The sequence below is a fragment of the Polynucleobacter sp. MWH-Aus1W21 genome (assembly GCF_018687275.1).
In the GTDB taxonomy this organism is placed as follows: domain Bacteria; phylum Pseudomonadota; class Gammaproteobacteria; order Burkholderiales; family Burkholderiaceae; genus Polynucleobacter.
Genome location: NZ_CP061287.1, coordinates 1,225,927 through 1,241,084, shown reverse-complemented (window position 1 = coordinate 1,241,084; position 15,158 = coordinate 1,225,927). Strand labels below are relative to the sequence as shown.

General features: G+C 46.5%; 13 protein-coding genes. 5 read left to right on the top strand and 8 right to left on the bottom strand.

Annotation, left to right across the window (positions count from 1 at the left end; genetic code table 11):
* Positions 1–21 precede the first annotated feature (21 nt).
* Positions 22–1,359, top strand: a complete 1,338-nt coding sequence (locus tag ICW03_RS06365) for a DUF3422 domain-containing protein (RefSeq protein WP_215346643.1) — start codon at positions 22–24, stop codon at positions 1,357–1,359.
* A 66-nt stretch (positions 1,360–1,425) separates the two neighbouring features.
* Here ICW03_RS06365 and ICW03_RS06360 read toward each other — a convergent pair whose 3' ends face one another.
* Positions 1,426–2,700, bottom strand: a complete 1,275-nt coding sequence (locus ICW03_RS06360; RefSeq protein ID WP_215346642.1) for an NAD(P)/FAD-dependent oxidoreductase — start codon at positions 2,698–2,700, stop codon at positions 1,426–1,428.
* Positions 2,701–2,714: 14 nt separating this feature from the next.
* Positions 2,715–3,047 carry a c-type cytochrome gene (locus tag ICW03_RS06355; protein WP_215346641.1) on the bottom strand — a complete coding sequence of 111 codons (333 nt, stop codon included), beginning with the start codon at positions 3,045–3,047 and terminating at the stop codon, positions 2,715–2,717.
* 181 nt (positions 3,048–3,228) lie between these two features.
* On the opposite strand from ICW03_RS06355, the gene ICW03_RS06350 reads away from it, so the two are divergent.
* From ICW03_RS06350 to ICW03_RS06340, 3 genes are read left to right on the top strand one after another with little or no spacing between them, the layout of a single operon-like run.
* The gene (locus ICW03_RS06350; protein WP_215346640.1) at positions 3,229–4,950 is read left to right on the top strand and encodes a glycosyltransferase family 39 protein; all 1,722 of its coding nucleotides are present in this window, start codon (positions 3,229–3,231) and stop codon (positions 4,948–4,950) included.
* Positions 4,947–6,200, top strand: a complete 1,254-nt coding sequence (locus ICW03_RS06345; protein WP_215346639.1) for an exo-alpha-sialidase — start codon at positions 4,947–4,949, stop codon at positions 6,198–6,200. Before ICW03_RS06350 ends, ICW03_RS06345 begins: the two co-directional genes overlap by 4 nt.
* Positions 6,197–6,817 (top strand): hypothetical protein, encoded by a 621-nt coding sequence (locus tag ICW03_RS06340; protein WP_215346638.1) that lies wholly within the window; start codon positions 6,197–6,199, stop codon positions 6,815–6,817. Before ICW03_RS06345 ends, ICW03_RS06340 begins: the two co-directional genes overlap by 4 nt.
* Positions 6,818–6,910: 93 nt before the next feature.
* Here the strand turns inward: ICW03_RS06340 and ICW03_RS06335 are convergent, their stop codons facing one another.
* From ICW03_RS06335 to fabI, 6 genes are read right to left on the bottom strand one after another with little or no spacing between them, the layout of a single operon-like run.
* The gene (locus tag ICW03_RS06335) at positions 6,911–7,912 is read right to left on the bottom strand and encodes a tripartite tricarboxylate transporter substrate binding protein (RefSeq protein WP_215346637.1); all 1,002 of its coding nucleotides are present in this window, start codon (positions 7,910–7,912) and stop codon (positions 6,911–6,913) included.
* A gap of 57 nt (positions 7,913–7,969) precedes the next feature.
* Positions 7,970–8,815: a CoA ester lyase gene (locus ICW03_RS06330; RefSeq protein ID WP_215346636.1), complete on the bottom strand. Its 846-nt coding sequence runs from the start codon at positions 8,813–8,815 to the stop codon at positions 7,970–7,972.
* 14 nt (positions 8,816–8,829) lie between these two features.
* Complete coding sequence (locus ICW03_RS06325) at positions 8,830–10,206, bottom strand: MmgE/PrpD family protein (RefSeq protein WP_215346635.1); 1,377 nt, start codon at positions 10,204–10,206, stop codon at positions 8,830–8,832.
* 16 nt (positions 10,207–10,222) lie between these two features.
* Complete coding sequence (locus tag ICW03_RS06320; RefSeq protein ID WP_215346634.1) at positions 10,223–11,107, bottom strand: MaoC family dehydratase N-terminal domain-containing protein; 885 nt, start codon at positions 11,105–11,107, stop codon at positions 10,223–10,225.
* 21 nt (positions 11,108–11,128) lie between these two features.
* The gene (gene chrA / locus ICW03_RS06315; protein WP_215346633.1) at positions 11,129–12,457 is read right to left on the bottom strand and encodes a chromate efflux transporter; all 1,329 of its coding nucleotides are present in this window, start codon (positions 12,455–12,457) and stop codon (positions 11,129–11,131) included.
* Complete coding sequence (gene fabI / locus ICW03_RS06310) at positions 12,454–13,239, bottom strand: enoyl-ACP reductase FabI (RefSeq protein WP_215346632.1); 786 nt, start codon at positions 13,237–13,239, stop codon at positions 12,454–12,456. The genes chrA and fabI overlap by 4 nt, the downstream gene beginning before the upstream one ends.
* Positions 13,240–13,289: 50 nt before the next feature.
* Here fabI and ICW03_RS06305 point away from each other — a divergent pair, with 50 nt between their 5' ends.
* Entirely contained in the window at positions 13,290–15,158 is a 1,869-nt protein-coding gene (locus ICW03_RS06305) for an extracellular solute-binding protein (protein ID WP_215346631.1), read from the top strand.

Genomic DNA, 15,158 nt, shown 5'->3' with positions numbered 1-15,158 from the left:
AAATAAAAAATTATATAAGCCATGAGACCATACGATCACCCCTCTAGAGCGCTGTTGCATGAAGAGGTTCACGCTCGACCTCCCATACCATTGTGGCCAAACGAGAGGGTGATTTCGCAATCCTTCTTATTAGACGCTGCTACACGTCAGCAGCAAATAGCCTGGGTACAAAAACTAAGCAATGCTTTAGGATGTGCCCCCAGTAGGGATGACCACTCATTTATGACGCTGCAGTTAGCGCCAGAACCAGAAAGAGTTTTGGTGAAATGGGAGTTACATGGTGAATTTTCAACCATTGCAGTTATTGTTCACAATCAAACTAAGGTTAAGGAACCTTTACTCAAGTCGAGATTAGAAATTGAGCGTGATCTGGATTTGCTTTTTAAGGGATTGGGTTGCCCAACTATTTCTGAGGCTGGTGGCCAACGAATTTCGGCCTTAGATTTGGTTTTTGAGCATCGCCCTCTATTTGCTGAGGCACAAGAAGTATCTGAAATTTTTAGCGGCAATACTGTACTGGGCAGTTTTATTCTTTCCAGCAAAAAGGCGCAGCTTTGGACCGACTTGCAGCTTGACCAAGACGGATTTATATCTTTCTTTATACCGCATGATGTTTTAGGCTCCAGACAGCTAGGTCGAATAGCTAGGGGTTTAGCTGAGGCTGAAACTTACCGCATGGTTGCCATGGTTTCGTTTCCAGTAGCCAAAAGCCTTTCGTTGCCTTTAAGGGAGGCGGAATCAGAGTTGGCGGCGGTATCTGAAAAAATCTCTAAACTACAAGCAGAGTCTGGAGTGAATACCGAAAAAGATGGCATTTTTCTAGAGGAGCTCTCTCGTCTGGCTTCCCGTATTGAGCAATGGATCTCGGGATATGGTCTTCGCTTTACTGCGGCTGAGGCTTATAGCCAGTTGCTATCAAAAAATTTACTCGAATTAAATGAAACATCTCTTCCTGGAGTGCAAACGTTGTCAGAGTTTATGGATCGACGTTTTCAGCCGGCCATGGGGACTTGTATTTGGACTCAACGTCGCTTGCGAGAATTATCTGACCGTATCTCTAGAACAACGCAAACCCTCAGAACCCGTATCGAGTTTGTGAATGAGCAGCAAACGCAAAGGTTATTAGCCAGTATGGATCAGCGCGCTAGACTGCAACTTAGACTTCAAGAAACAGTGGAGAGTTTGTCAGTGTTGGTGCTGACATATTATGCGGTTGGCTTGTTGGCATACATCGCCAAGGGGGGTAAAGAGGCTGGACTCGCTATTCATCCTGAGATCATTGCTGCAATAGCTGCCCCAATCATTGCCATTACATTTTTGGTGATAAGTAGGCGCAGACGGCGTAGGCAAAAGTCATAATTAACCTATGTAATAAAAAAGAGACCCGAAGGTCTCTTTTTTATTAACAGCGAAGGCCTTAGCTTCTTAACCCAAACTATCAGCCCAGATGTTGTGAGCCCAGCCCCAGGCATAGACTCCCTCCAGGGTCGATGGAGCAGGGGATAAGCCGCCAGAGCCAGGAACCGTTTTAAAAGTCTTTTCCGCTGCGTTGTATTGATGAACGCTAGCAACGTGAACGACTTCCTTGGAGTTAACAAAGCTATAGCAAGTATTGGTTAATACTGGCGCTGGGTTAACTTCCCAACCGCTGAGTTCCGCGACGATGGCAGCAGCAGCTACCTTGGCATGTTGGTTGGCCATATGCCCAGACTTGGGCATTGCTGGCGCAATTTGAATCGCATCGCCTAAGACGTGAATATCTTTACGTGCAGTCGATTCAAAATTGAGGAAGTTCACATTCGCCCAGCGACCATTAGAATTTGCTAAACCAGTCTTAATAGCAATTTCACCAGCGGCCATTTGTGGCAATACATTAAGCACATCTGCCTTCACGTCATCCTCAACTTCGAGTTTGAGTGTTCTGGTTTTGGCGTCTACACCAACCACATTACTCTTTGGTCGGTACTCAATGATTCCAGCATACTGCTCAGCCCAAACTTTCTTGAACAAAGCACCCTTAGAGGTGACGTCTTGGTTTGCATCCAAGATCAGTACCTTGCCACGCGGGTTATTTTGTTTCAGGTAGTTAGCTACCTGGCAAGCGCGCTCGTATGGTCCAGGAGGGCAGCGATACGGGGCCTCAGGAATGCTAATGGCAAAAGTTCCGCCTTCACGCATTGCTGCAATTTGCTTATGTAGTGCAATGGTTTCTGGACCAGCTTTCCAGGCTTGGAGGGTAACTCCATCTTTATTGGCTTGTGCAAGACCTTCAATGCTCTTGAAGTTGAGTGATACACCTGGAGACACAACTGCTTTGTCGTAACGCAAAGTCTTGCCAGAGGCCAGTTTTACGATCTTCTTGTCTGGATCAATGCTACTCACGCTATCTTGAATAATCTTGATGCCATGACGTTTGCTGAGTGTGTCATAAGGTGAAGTGATTTCAGCGAGAGTGCGTGAGCCACCAATCACTAAGTTAGACATAGGGCAAGAAATGAAAGAGGTATTAGGCTCAATCAATGTGACCTTGGCTGTGTTGTTGGAAAACAGGCGTAGATATTTAGCGGCAGTAGCACCGCCATATCCGCCACCAATCACCAGAATTTCTGCTTTTTGTAAATTTGCGTTAGCTTGTCCAGAGAAGCCAGCCAGCAAGCCAATTGCTGCTGCGCCTTGGCCAATAAAGTGTCTACGATCCATGATGGGCTTCCTTATTATTTCTTGCCAAGTTGATTGGCGATGGTTTCGAGTTGCTCGTCGGTATAGCCTTTAGCTAACTGCGGCATGATGGTGCCTTCACGCGCGCCAGACTTAAATGCTTTCATTTGAGTCAGAATTTGTTCGCTCGTGAGGTTGTTAATTAATGGCATACCGCCATCAACTACACCCTTGCCATCGGTTCCATGACAATTGGCACAGGTGGCTGCAAGGCCACGTTTATATAAATTACTGGCATCGGCATTCTGCGCGAGAGCAGCGCCACTCCAGTGGCTAATGCCAATATAAATAGATGCTAGGATTGCGGGTTTTAAATACCTTGCTCGCATATGGTGGTTCTCCGTTCGGATTATTTCTAAGTAATAAATTGCAAATTCGTTTGTAGGTATCTTAATCAAGAAACTCTTGTAAATGGATATTCACATCAGATTCGTTTTTCATAAGCTCATTCAAAAATACAGGCATTAGTTGTTTTATAGGGCTTTCCTGCAAGCCCTATAAACTATAGCTATGCGTGCCTCATTTTCTTACCGTTCTGCCGTATTAATACTGCTTTTAGGTGTATTTACCTATCTTTACGGCTTGGATAGTCGTTTTGCCCCTAAAAACGGTGACGAGTATCCCTATATGCATATTGTGCGCATGACGGCAGACTCAGGGCAGTGGTTGCCTTTGCAGTCTGAGATGGAGGGCATCAAAAATACTAAGCCCCCGCTTATTTTCTGGCAGGGCATTGCGAGCACCAACTGGGCGTCTGATTGGACTTTGGCTCATTTGCGCTGGCCTAGCGTTTTATATACCGGCCTAACTGCCTTCTTCTTATTTTTAGCAGTTCGTCGGTTTAGTGGCAAAACACAAACAGGGCTATTGGCTGCATTAGTCTGGCTATCCTTTTTTGCGACGTATCGTTATGGTCGCCCATTTTTAGCCGACCCTCCTGAGGTCTTCTGGATATCACTGCCATTTTTTGTAATCCTATATTGGGGCAAGAATGCATTTGAATCCAAATTCTTTTTCCCGCTCGTCGCGGGGATATGTTTCGGCTTTGCATTATTTGCAAAATCCTTTGCGTATATTGTGCCTGCAACATTAGCATTGGGTCTTTATTACTGGCGCTGGCGACAGTGGAGTATTCCGCAACTGGTGATACGGGATCTTTACAAGTTGATTCTCATTGTCGTGCTTGCCTTGGGTGTATTTGCCATTTGGTTTGCCTTGGACCCATATCCTGAGGCAGTTTGGATGGAGTTTGTTCTTGGCGAGAATGCAGGCAAGTTTGCTGCGCGTCAATCTAGTTACATCATGGACTTACTGCATGGTGGCGATAGCATTTGGTTCTTATTGGCCACTACGATTGCAAATGCTGGCTTATTCAGTTTTGTACTGATATCGACTTTGATGCAATGCTGGCGTGCGCGACGTTTTCTGGCTCTAGAAGAAGTTCTCTTGCTGTTATTGGTGGCTGCCTTCTTCATTGTGTTTAGTTTCCCTAGCCAGCGATCGGGGCGTTACTTACTCCCGGTCATGCCAGCGTTTGCTGCATTGATTGCCTTGTATTGGGATAAGTTGCCTTTTTGGGGATTCCGTATTGCCTTACTACTGCAGTTGCTGGTGATATCCCTATTGATATGGATTGGTGGCAATTTGCATTTTTCCCAATTGATGGGTGCTGCAGGTCAGTGGGCGTATTCATATTGCCATTGGATCTTGATGGCAGCGAGTTTACTGGTGGTGTTAGTTGGTTTGTTCAGACATGGTCAAACTAAGGTACTTGCATTGGCTGCTTGCTTTCTGGTCTATTGCGCTTTGACTAGCAGTCTTTCTCCCTTAGAGGGGCGTTTGGGGCACTACTCCACGGAGACTATTGCCCAGACACAAGGCAAGGACGTTTGGATTCCTTGTGACTACCGCGCTAAAGATGAGGAGTATCGCCTTCTTTTGCCGGGTGTAAAGTTGCACGGCTACTTGGCCAAAGATGCCGCTGATATCAATGGATTGACGGCTAAATATCCTTTGGTAGCAGTGCATGCACCTCTTGGTGTTGTGCCCACCTTATGTGAATCTTGTCAGATTGTTGGGCAAAGAATGGAGATGCGAGCCCGCCACTCCAATGAAGAAATTGCGGAGATGTTGGCAGGACAAATTAGCAAACACTTATTTGTAAATGAATATTTAATTGCCACTCCAGCTGCTATGCCAGATTTATCAAACCTGAAGGATGTTTGTAGATGAGCCGTATTGTTGCCCTCTGTTTTTTATTGCTTGCTGCCGTATTGGGCTTTCTTCATATTGATAGTCGTCCTGCTTGGGCGCCATTTGTAGTATCGGCTTTTCCTCAAGCAGAGGAAGCTGCGGATGAAGTCTTGACTACAACAGCCAAGACCAAGGTCCCATCTAAGGCTATTGCGCCAGCATCGCAGGCGAATTGGTTGCCCGATACTGGAGCTCCATCGGTTCACGCGGCTTCATTAATTGCTTTAAAGGATGGTGCTGTTCGGGCATTCTGGTTTGCAGGTAGTCGTGAGGGTGCTGCTGATGTCTCGATCTATAGCTCGGTATACGATGCGCATTCTGCCAACTGGAGTGCACCTACTGTTGTGATAGATCGCATTAGCGCCGAGAAGGGTTTGTCGCGCTACATTGCCAAATTAGGCAACCCTGTACCAAGTAGATTGCCCGATGGAAGGCTGCAACTATTCTTTGTAACCGTTTCTATCGGTGGTTGGGCAGGAAGCTCAATCTCTGCGATTACTTCGGATGACGAGGGATTGACATGGAGTCATCCGCAGCGCCTGATCAGCTCACCATTATTGAACTTAAGCACCCTTGTAAAATCCCCGAGCATCTCGTTCACCGATGGCTTGTTGGGCTTGCCTTCCTATCATGAGTGGATAGGGCGCTTTGGCGAGTTTTTGAGGGTAGATGCAGGGCGTGTAATTGATAAACGCCGCATGAGCTCTGGGCGGAGTGCAATTCAGCCACTGGTGTTTGTGAGTGACCCTCAAGATGCTAGCGCTTATTTTCGACAAACACGCAGCTCTGGATTGCCAAAGCAAGTACCGGTTAGTTACACCCAAAATGCAGGACAAAGCTGGCAACAGTCAGAGGATTTGGCAATTGCCAACCCTAATTCTGCAGTGGCAGGCATAACTCTTAAGAACGGCACTCGCATCTTGGCTTTAAATAATATTGAACATGGTCGCTATCGATTAGTGTTAATGATGAGCAGTCCCAAGCCAGGTCAATGGCAAACCGTCGAGGTATTAGAAGATGACGAAGCCTTGCCGGATGCACAGCGTAAAGAGTTTTCTTATCCGTACATGATTACTGTAAATGGTGATGATGCCCATTTGGCATACACCTGGGACCGTAAAAAGATTCGCCATCGTTATTTTTCGGGCGCTTGGCTAAAATATGCTTTTACTAAGATACAGACTCAAGCGCAAGAGACAGAAGCGCAGCGTTTGGAGGTTCAACAATGAATTCATTAATGCAAATCTTGCCTTTGATTGAGCTATCCATCACGACCTCAGTTATTTGTATTTGGATATTGCAAAAATTCTCCCCAAATCCTTTTCCATTCGCCGTAAAGCTTTTCTTGGTTCTGTTAATTGGCAATGCATTGTTCTGGCCGCTAGGCTTAGGCATGGAATTACCCTTAGTGGCTTATGTACGCGGCGTCACTGGAGATCTCAGCATTGTTTTAACTCTATTGCTGTGGAGCTCCTTGCTGCCTTCAAGCAAGCCGACACCTATGGCGTTTAAGTTTGCTGTTGCCATCGTGGCGTTCTGCTTTTATCCATTTGCCCTGGGATTGGGGATGATTGATCCCTACACATGGGGATATGGATCTATTACATTCTTAATAGCGGTTCTAGTATTCGCAGTAGTTTGCGCCTTAGCCAATTGGATTAAGGGCGTTTGGATTATTGCGATTGCCATCATTGCTTGGGCGGCTCAGTGGCATGAATCCAGCAATCTTTGGGATTATTTGCTCGATCCATTCCTCGCGATTTGGGCTTTGATTGCCTTTGTTGGAATGCTTTACAGAAGGCGTCGCGATAAGGCTCGCTCTGGATACTTATTTAGACCGGGCTAAGATTATTTAGCGACTCGCTAGCTCAACCGAGTATTTATTAAGAAATAAAAAAGCCAGCATTGCGCTGGCTTTTTTATTTGATGCGATTAATGCTTAGTCTGGAATGTTCGCTTTACGAATCACTGGGCCCCAAACGTTGATCTCTTTATCAAGATGATCTTTCAAGCCTTTGGCAGAAACTTTCTCTGCTGGAACGATGTCAATATTGGCATCTTCCAAACGCTTCTTCACATCAGGATTATTCAATGCTTTCTTCAAAGCAGCATTGATCTTATCCAAGATTGGCTGTGGAGTGCCTTTTGGTGCATAAACGCCGTGCCAAACTTTAACTTCGAAGCCTTTGAGGCCTTGTTCGTTCAAAGTTGGAACATTCGGAATGGCTGGCAAACGCTTCATGGTGGTTGTACCAAAAGCCTTTACACGACCATCCTTGATGTACGGAATAGTCTGAGTTGTTTGGTCACACAAGAGGTCAACTTGACCACCCAAAAGGTCTGTTAGAGCAGGGCCGGTTCCTTTGTAAGGAATGTTAGTTAACTTAACGCCCATGCGACTCTGAAATAACAATCCGCATAACTGGGAAACTGCGCCTGGACCAGCATTGGCCATGGTGACTTTAGAGCCATTGGCTCTGATATACGCCTCAAGTTCTTTAAAGTTGTTTGCTGGCAAATCTTTTTTGCCCAAAAGTACCATTGGTACGTCAGCAACTTGACCGATATATTCAAAGCTAGTCATAGGATCGTATGGGAGCTTGTCATACAAAGCCTGCGCAGTGGCCATGCCCATGTGGTGAATGTAGATGGTGTAGCCATCTGGTGCAGCGCGCGCTACTTTGGTAGAGGCGATTGTGCCGCCAGCGCCTGGAACGTTCTCAACAACCACAGTTTGGCCGAGGGCTTGACCCATTGGCACTGCAATTAAACGGGCGATAGAGTCAGTAGGGCCACCAGCTGCAAATGGAACGACCAATTGAATTGATTTAGTAGGCCAGTCTTTTTGCGCAAGAGCGCTAGTGCTTAGAAATGCGCCAGCGGTTAATGCTGCAGCAATTCCTGAAAATAAAAATTTCTTCACTTTCAATTTGATCTCCATGTTGTTGTTATGTTTGTCAATTTTGCCACTTATAAAGGGCTTTTGTGTTGAAAGACCCTAGTGTTTACCAGTAATTGCTAGGGTTCTTTGGGCCAATAACACCACTGGCCTATCAATCATGCGGCCATCCAGCTTTACGGCACCCCCTTTGGAGGATTTGTCCGCGTCAATCACTCGCTGGGCCCATGCCAGCTCTTCTTCAGTGGGTGTGAATGCAGCAATGACGATTCCTACCTGTTTGGGATGAATGCAGAGCTTTCCACCAAAACCCATGCGTTTTGCGCGTTCTGCATCTTCTGCAATACGCTCAACATCATCGGTAGAGGGCGTAACCCCATCAATTGGAGGGGCAATTTGTGCCAGGCGAGAGGCTAAAACAATTTGATAGCGAGCAGTTTGCAGTTCCGTTTCTTGGCGATCACAAACCATACCAAGGTCAGCCTGTAAATCTAGATTGCCTAAAGCAAGGCGAATAACCTGATTGGCGTTGGCGATTTCTTTCAGCTGATCCAAGCCGACTGCAGTTTCAATCATGGGAATAATTGCGGTGTTGGGCAATATCAAAGCGGCGCCGTTAATTTGATCGAGCGATTCGCTTTTGGGAATGAGTAGGCAGGCAACCTGGAGTTCTTGCGCCAGGATTAAGTCAGCCGCATAAAACTTGCTGCCTGGTGAGTTCGTACGAATCACCAAACGTTTCTTTTGCTCAGCACTAAAGCTTGGCCAAGCCGTACGAATGGCATCGCGTGCGCTGACTTTATCTTCCTCGGCAACAGCATCTTCAAGATCTAATACAACACCACTGGCACCGCTATCAAGTGCTTTTATAAAACGCTCAGGACGAGTACCTGGAACAAATAAAAAGTTGGTGCTAAATCCTAAAGGTGTATCAAGTGGGTTCATAGGTGGGTATGTGCTTAATTCGAAGGAAGTAGAAAGCCTATCTTGGCTTGTTTGCGGATATTCCACAAGAGATCAATTGCTTTATTCATCTCGGCTGGGCTGGCGCCACCACTAAAGGCGGCTAGACGCATCGCTTTGTCGGTAATTTCTGCGCGAGACAGGGTATTGCCGGGATCGCCCTTAGGTTCGTCTACACGACCATCCAATACTTGCCCATTCTTTAAATGTACTTTGACTTTACCAATCCAGCGTTGTGGATAGGCACCATCCACTTCAGGATCCAGAGTCATCGTAACGCGCTCGCGGAATGCGCAGATCTCATCATCATGAAAGTGCTTGTCGAACTCTTGAAGACCGGCAAATTGATAATGAGCAACTAAAGCCAAGACTGTGCCCATAGAAAACTTCGATTGATGGACGGTGGCCGGATTAGTGACCGGTCCTAAAACATCGATAGCGCCCTGATGAACTAAAGTCTCGACCTTGGCGATATCGCTAGGGGATAGCTTATTAGCCAACATCACTTGTAATAAGGCGTCAGCAGCAGGGTGGGTATGACGGCATGAGGCGTAGTACTTAAAACTAGTCTCTGCTAAAGCCCAGCGACTACCCAATCGATCTACGAGCTTACTTGGATCGCTATCGCTGGACATGCCAGCAGCGAGTCCTTGCTTGCCCTCAAGGATGTGCTGCGCACCTGTAAAGCCAGCTTGAGCAATATAAGCAGACATTAAGCCGGTAGAGGCTGCATGTGCGGTATGTAGTTGCTTAGAGTCGGCAGCATCGCGTAAAAATTCCCAAAGACCAGCTGACTGTGTCCCCGCTGAACCAAAGGCGTTGAGCATTTGCTCTGGCAAAAGTTTCAGAAGTCTTCCAGCTGCAGCCGCCGCTGCAAGAGTGCCAGCGGTTCCAGTGGTGTGAAACACTTTGTAATGAGAGCGACCTAGAAATTCACCAACTCGAATACCAACTTCATAGCCCGCTATTGCGGCAACCAATAATTCTTCACCAGATGCACCAATTGCTTGAGCACAAGCAAGTGCCGGCGGAAATACAACCGTTGCCGGATGAAAGACCGAGCCATTGTGTACATCATCTTGCTCTGCTACGTGGGATGCTGCCGCATTTGCCATTGCCGCCAAAAAAGGGCTCGAGGTTTTACGAGAGACGAGAACCTCGGATGGGCCAGCGTGGTTTGTATCAAACCCACCCATATTTTGTGCAAATTGGGTAATGAGCTCAACGGGGCGCGAGCCTTTCCCAGCGATGGCAGAGCCAAACCAGTCCACCAATAAATCTTCGGCGCGGCTCATGACTTCATCAGGTATGTCTGCGGATTTAAGGTTGGCCGCAAAGTTAGCTAGTTCACGAGAAAGATGTTGATTGGTCATAAATAAAAGTATTTGATTAGGCTAAAACAGCGGTTGCTTGCATGGTGAGCCAGCCTTCATGGTCTTGTGCCCAGATCGAAATCGTTTTACCACTAGGATCTTTTTCTAAATCAGGTTTGGCATTTACTTTAAATATATTGATATCAAAAGTAGGCCGTATTGCACGGAACTCAAAACTCTTGAGTTTGCACCCTGGAATACTTTGACGTACTAAATCAACCAGTAGGGTTGCAATTAAAGGACCATGCACGATTAAGCCTGGATAGCCCTCAACCTCAGTGACATATTTGCGATCATAGTGAATGCGATGACCATTAAATGTCAGTGCTGAGTAGCGAAACAGCAATACATCATCTGGCGTAATTGTTTTGCTCCATTTGGCATCTGTTGGTGCGGGGGTGGGTGCTACGGGCTTTTCGTCTGGTCCAGGAGCATCGCGATACACGATGTCATGTTCTTCAATAATTGCGAGTCCATTTTGATTGGAGATCTTGTGATTGACCAATACGAAAATCAAATCACCAGTGCGACCTGCTTTATGAGTGACAGACTCAATTGTGGAAACTCTTTCAATTTCATCGCCAACAGCTAATGGTTTTAGCCATTCGATTCGGCTGCCTGCCCACATGCGACGTGGCAAGGGAACGGGAGGCAAAAAACCGCCGCGTTTTGGATGGCCGTCAGGACCAATTTCAGATTCGCGGGCATGAGGTAAGAAGTACAGCCAGTGCCACAACTCCGGTAAAAAAGTGCCTTTACTTGGCGCAGGATCTTCACGATCTAAAGTGGCCGATAGGGCGCGCACTGGCGCTGATGTAACGGTGTCTTGTAATGACTCCGTTTTACCGAGCCATTCTTGAAGATGGGAGATGGTTTGAGGTTCGATTCGCATAACTTCCATTATGCCAATCTTGGGGAAAACTCACCCCATCAATATTGAGATGTAATAGAAGAGTAATCCAGCTAAGGCTGACCCACCCAATACCGTGAGAACACCTTTTTGAAATTTAAATAAGGCCAATCCAGCTAAGGCGCAGATTAAGATCGAGATCCAAGAAATCGAACCACCAAAGCCCCTCGGTAAAAAGACATGATATGCAAAAAAGAGACCTAGATTGGCGATGACGCCAACAACAGCGGCGGTGATAGCAGTTAGCGGGGCTGTAAAACCAAGTTTCCCGTGAGTTGATTCAATCAGCGGGCCGCCAACCAGGATAAAAAAGAAGGAAGGCAAGAAAGTAAACCAAGTAGCAACACATGCCCCCAGCACTCCAAACCAAAAAGGATTGCTAGCGCCTATCAAATGTTGAATATGACCAGCAAGGTAGCCCACAAAAGCAACCACCATGATCAACGGTCCTGGGGTGGTTTCACCAAGCGCCAAACCATCAATCATTTGATTCGCGCTCAGCCAATGGAAGTGATCAACGGCGCCTTGATATACATAGGGAAGTACTGCATATGCACCACCAAAAGTCAGAAAGGCTGCCTTACTAAAGAACCAGGCTATCTGTGGATATAACGTCTTCCAGCCAAAGAGAGCAATCAATCCACCCATAGGTAGCAACCAAAAGCTGAGTGCAATTAGCGAATGACGAATCGTTTTTTGATAACTAAATTGCGCATGTTCGGGAGTCGGAGTGTAATCATCAACGATTGCATTGCCGAATCCGCTAGGCTCTTTGCTGTCATGAATATTTTTTTGTTGAAAATATTCGGGATATTTTTTGCCACCCCAATAGCCAATAGCAGCAGCAATCGCCACGATGATCGGAAAGGCAAGATTGAGAATGAAGATGGCCAAGAAAGAACCTAAGGCAATCCATTGCAGTGCTTGGTTGTGAATGGTGCGCTTACCAATACGTACGGCAGCGTGCAATACGATGGCAGTGACTGCGGGCTTAATACCAAAAAAGATGGCTGCAATCCAAGGAACTTGTCCAAATGTAAGGTAAACCCAGGATAAGCCAATCAATATGAATAGAGAAGGCAGTACAAAAAGTATGCCCGCCAGAATGCCGCCCCAACTGCGGTGCATGAGCCAGCCTATGTAGGTCACGAGTTGTTGGGCTTCAGGCCCAGGGAGCAGCATGCAATAGTTCAGTGCATGTAAAAAGCGCCGCTCAGAAATCCAGCGACGCTTTTCAACTAACTCTTGGTGCAGAACGGCGATTTGTCCTGCTGGCCCACCAAAACTAATGAAGCCTAGCTTAGCCCAAAATTTCAGGGCCTCGCGTAGAGGAACGCTCAAACTTCGTCCATTCCGCCAACTACTTGGCTAAAGCCGTTATCTACATAAATGATTTCAGCAGTAATGCCGTTTGCTAAATCGGACAACAAGAATGCTGCAGTGTTGCCCACATCATCAATGGTTACATTGCGGCGGAGTGGTGCTGTTTGTTCAACTGCTTCCAAAATCTTGCCAAAGCCTTTGATGCCAGATGCCGCCAAAGTTTTAATTGGGCCAGCAGAAATACCGTTAGCACGAATGCCCTTAGGGCCAACCGAGCCAGCTAGGTAGCGCACGGAAGCTTCAAGAGAAGCTTTAGCTAAACCCATGGTGTTGTAGTTAGGAACATTCTTCATCGAACCCAAATAAGTCAGGGTGAGTAAAGACGATTTATCGCGCAACATCGGTAAAGCTTCTTTTGCCATCGCTGGAAAGCTGTACGCTGAAATGTCGTGGGCAATCTTGAAGCCTTCACGTGAGAGGCCATCTAAAAAATCACCAGCAATCGCTTCGCGCGGTGCAAAACCAATTGCATGTACAAAACCATCAAACTGAGGCCAGGATTTAGCTAAATCCTTAAAAAGGGCGCTGATTTGCTCATCGCTGCCCACATCACAGTCAAAAATGAGGTTGGTATTGAATTCTTTTGCAAAATCGACAATGCGGTCCTTGAAGCGTTCACCCACGTAGGTAAAGGCTAGTTCAGCGCCTTCGCGGTGGCAGGCCTTGGCGATGCCATAGGCAATGGAGCGGTTAGAGAGGAGGCCGGTAATGAGGATTTTTTTGCCGGAGAGAAAGCCCATGTTGTGTCCTTTGCTTCAAATATGATTAGCTATCTACAATTGTTGCATATATGCCCACCTTAAAACCCATTCGCCAAATTGCCCATTTCCTGCTGCTAGCCCTGCTAGTAGGGCTAGGAGTCAATGCAGCCATGGCGGGACAGGGCATTGCGCAATACGGCAAACCCAAGTATCTCGATGGATTTGCCCATTTTGATTACGTTAATCCAAATGCTCCCCGTGGGGGAACCTTGGTATTGCCCAATCCAGGGCAAAGAACCAGTTTTGATAAATTTAATCCGTTTACTCTGCGTGGCATTACCGCTCCGGGTATAGATTTGATGTTTGAGTCTTTGGCTGAGGGAAGCGCTGATGAGGTGTCGAGTATTTACGGGTTATTGGCAGACGATATCCAAGTAGCCAAAGATCACAAATCCGTGACGTTTCATATTCGTTCAGAAGCAAAGTTTTCTGATGGCAGTCCAGTATTGGCAGCTGACGTTAAATATAGCTTTGATACTTTAATGAGTGGTAAAGCCCACCCACGCTACAAGACAACTTTTGCTGATATTAAAGAAGCGGTAATTTTATCTGAGCGCTCCATCCGCTTTGACTTTAAAAATGACAATGCAGAGCTGCCAATTCTCGCTGGCACCTTTCCTGTGTTTTCACGCAACTGGGGTAAGCGGTCTGATGGATCGATGATTCCATTTGAGAAACTCGCCTTTGAAGCGCCTATCGCAAGCGGTCCTTATTTGATTGAGTCATTTAAAGCTGGCAAGTCGATTGTTTATAAAAAGAACCCAAACTATTGGGCCGATCAACTCAGCAAACCCTTGAATGTGCGCGTTGGTTTTTATAACTTTGATCGAGTGCTGTACAAGCTCTACAGTGATGATGCTGTCAGGTTAGAAGCCTTTAAGGCAGGGGAGTTTGATGCTCTAGTGGAGTATCGCGCCAAAATCTGGGCCAAAGGCTATGTTGGTTCAAAGTTTGATAAAGGCATCTTATTAAAGAAAGCATTCCTTAATCACAATGGCGCTGGTATGCAAGGTTTTGCAATGAATGTACGTCGCCCAATCTTTAAGGATGCGCGTGTTCGCGAAGCATTGGGATATGCCTTAGATTTTGAGTGGCTCAATCGTCAGATATTTTTTGATCAATACAGTCGCATCAATAGCTACTTTACGAATAGCGACTTAAGTGCCAATTTTGACGGCCCTCGTAAACCAACTGAAGCTGAGTTGAAATTACTTAAACCTCTGAAAGTTAAATATCCACAGTGGGTTCCAGATGCTGTTTTTGGTCCAATGCCTGCGGCACCATCAACTAAGCCACCTGGAAGTTTGCGTCAGAACCTGAAAAAAGCGCGAGAGCTTCTCATGCATGCGGGATGGCAGTATCGCGACGGCGCATTGCGCAATGAAAAGGGTGAGCCATTTCGTTTTGAGATTGTGGAAGATGGCGGTTTCTTCTTGCGGGTGATATCTGCGTATGTCCGGAACTTAGAGAAGTTGGGTGTACAGGTAGATATTCGTACGAGCGACTTTGCCTTGCATCAAAAGCGTATGAATGAATATGACTTTGATATGACCACCGTACGATTCCAGGATTCTCAAAACCCAGGCAACGAACTCTGGGACCGCTTTGGTAGCCAAGCAGCTAAAGAAAAGGGTTCCGATAATGTGATTGGTGTGCAATCACCCGTAGTTGATGCTTTGATTGAAGAAATTACCAAAGCGCAAAATCGTGAGCAGTTAAGAACCGCTACGAGAGCACTTGATCGTGTCTTGTGGAATAGTTATTACGTAGTTCCTCAGTGGTACAACCCAACCCATCGCGTTGCCTTCCGTCACGAGATGCGCTACCCAGAGCCACCTCTGTACTATTCAGCAGAGCTGTGGATCATGCAAAATTGGTGGAAAGAGGAGTCTAAATAA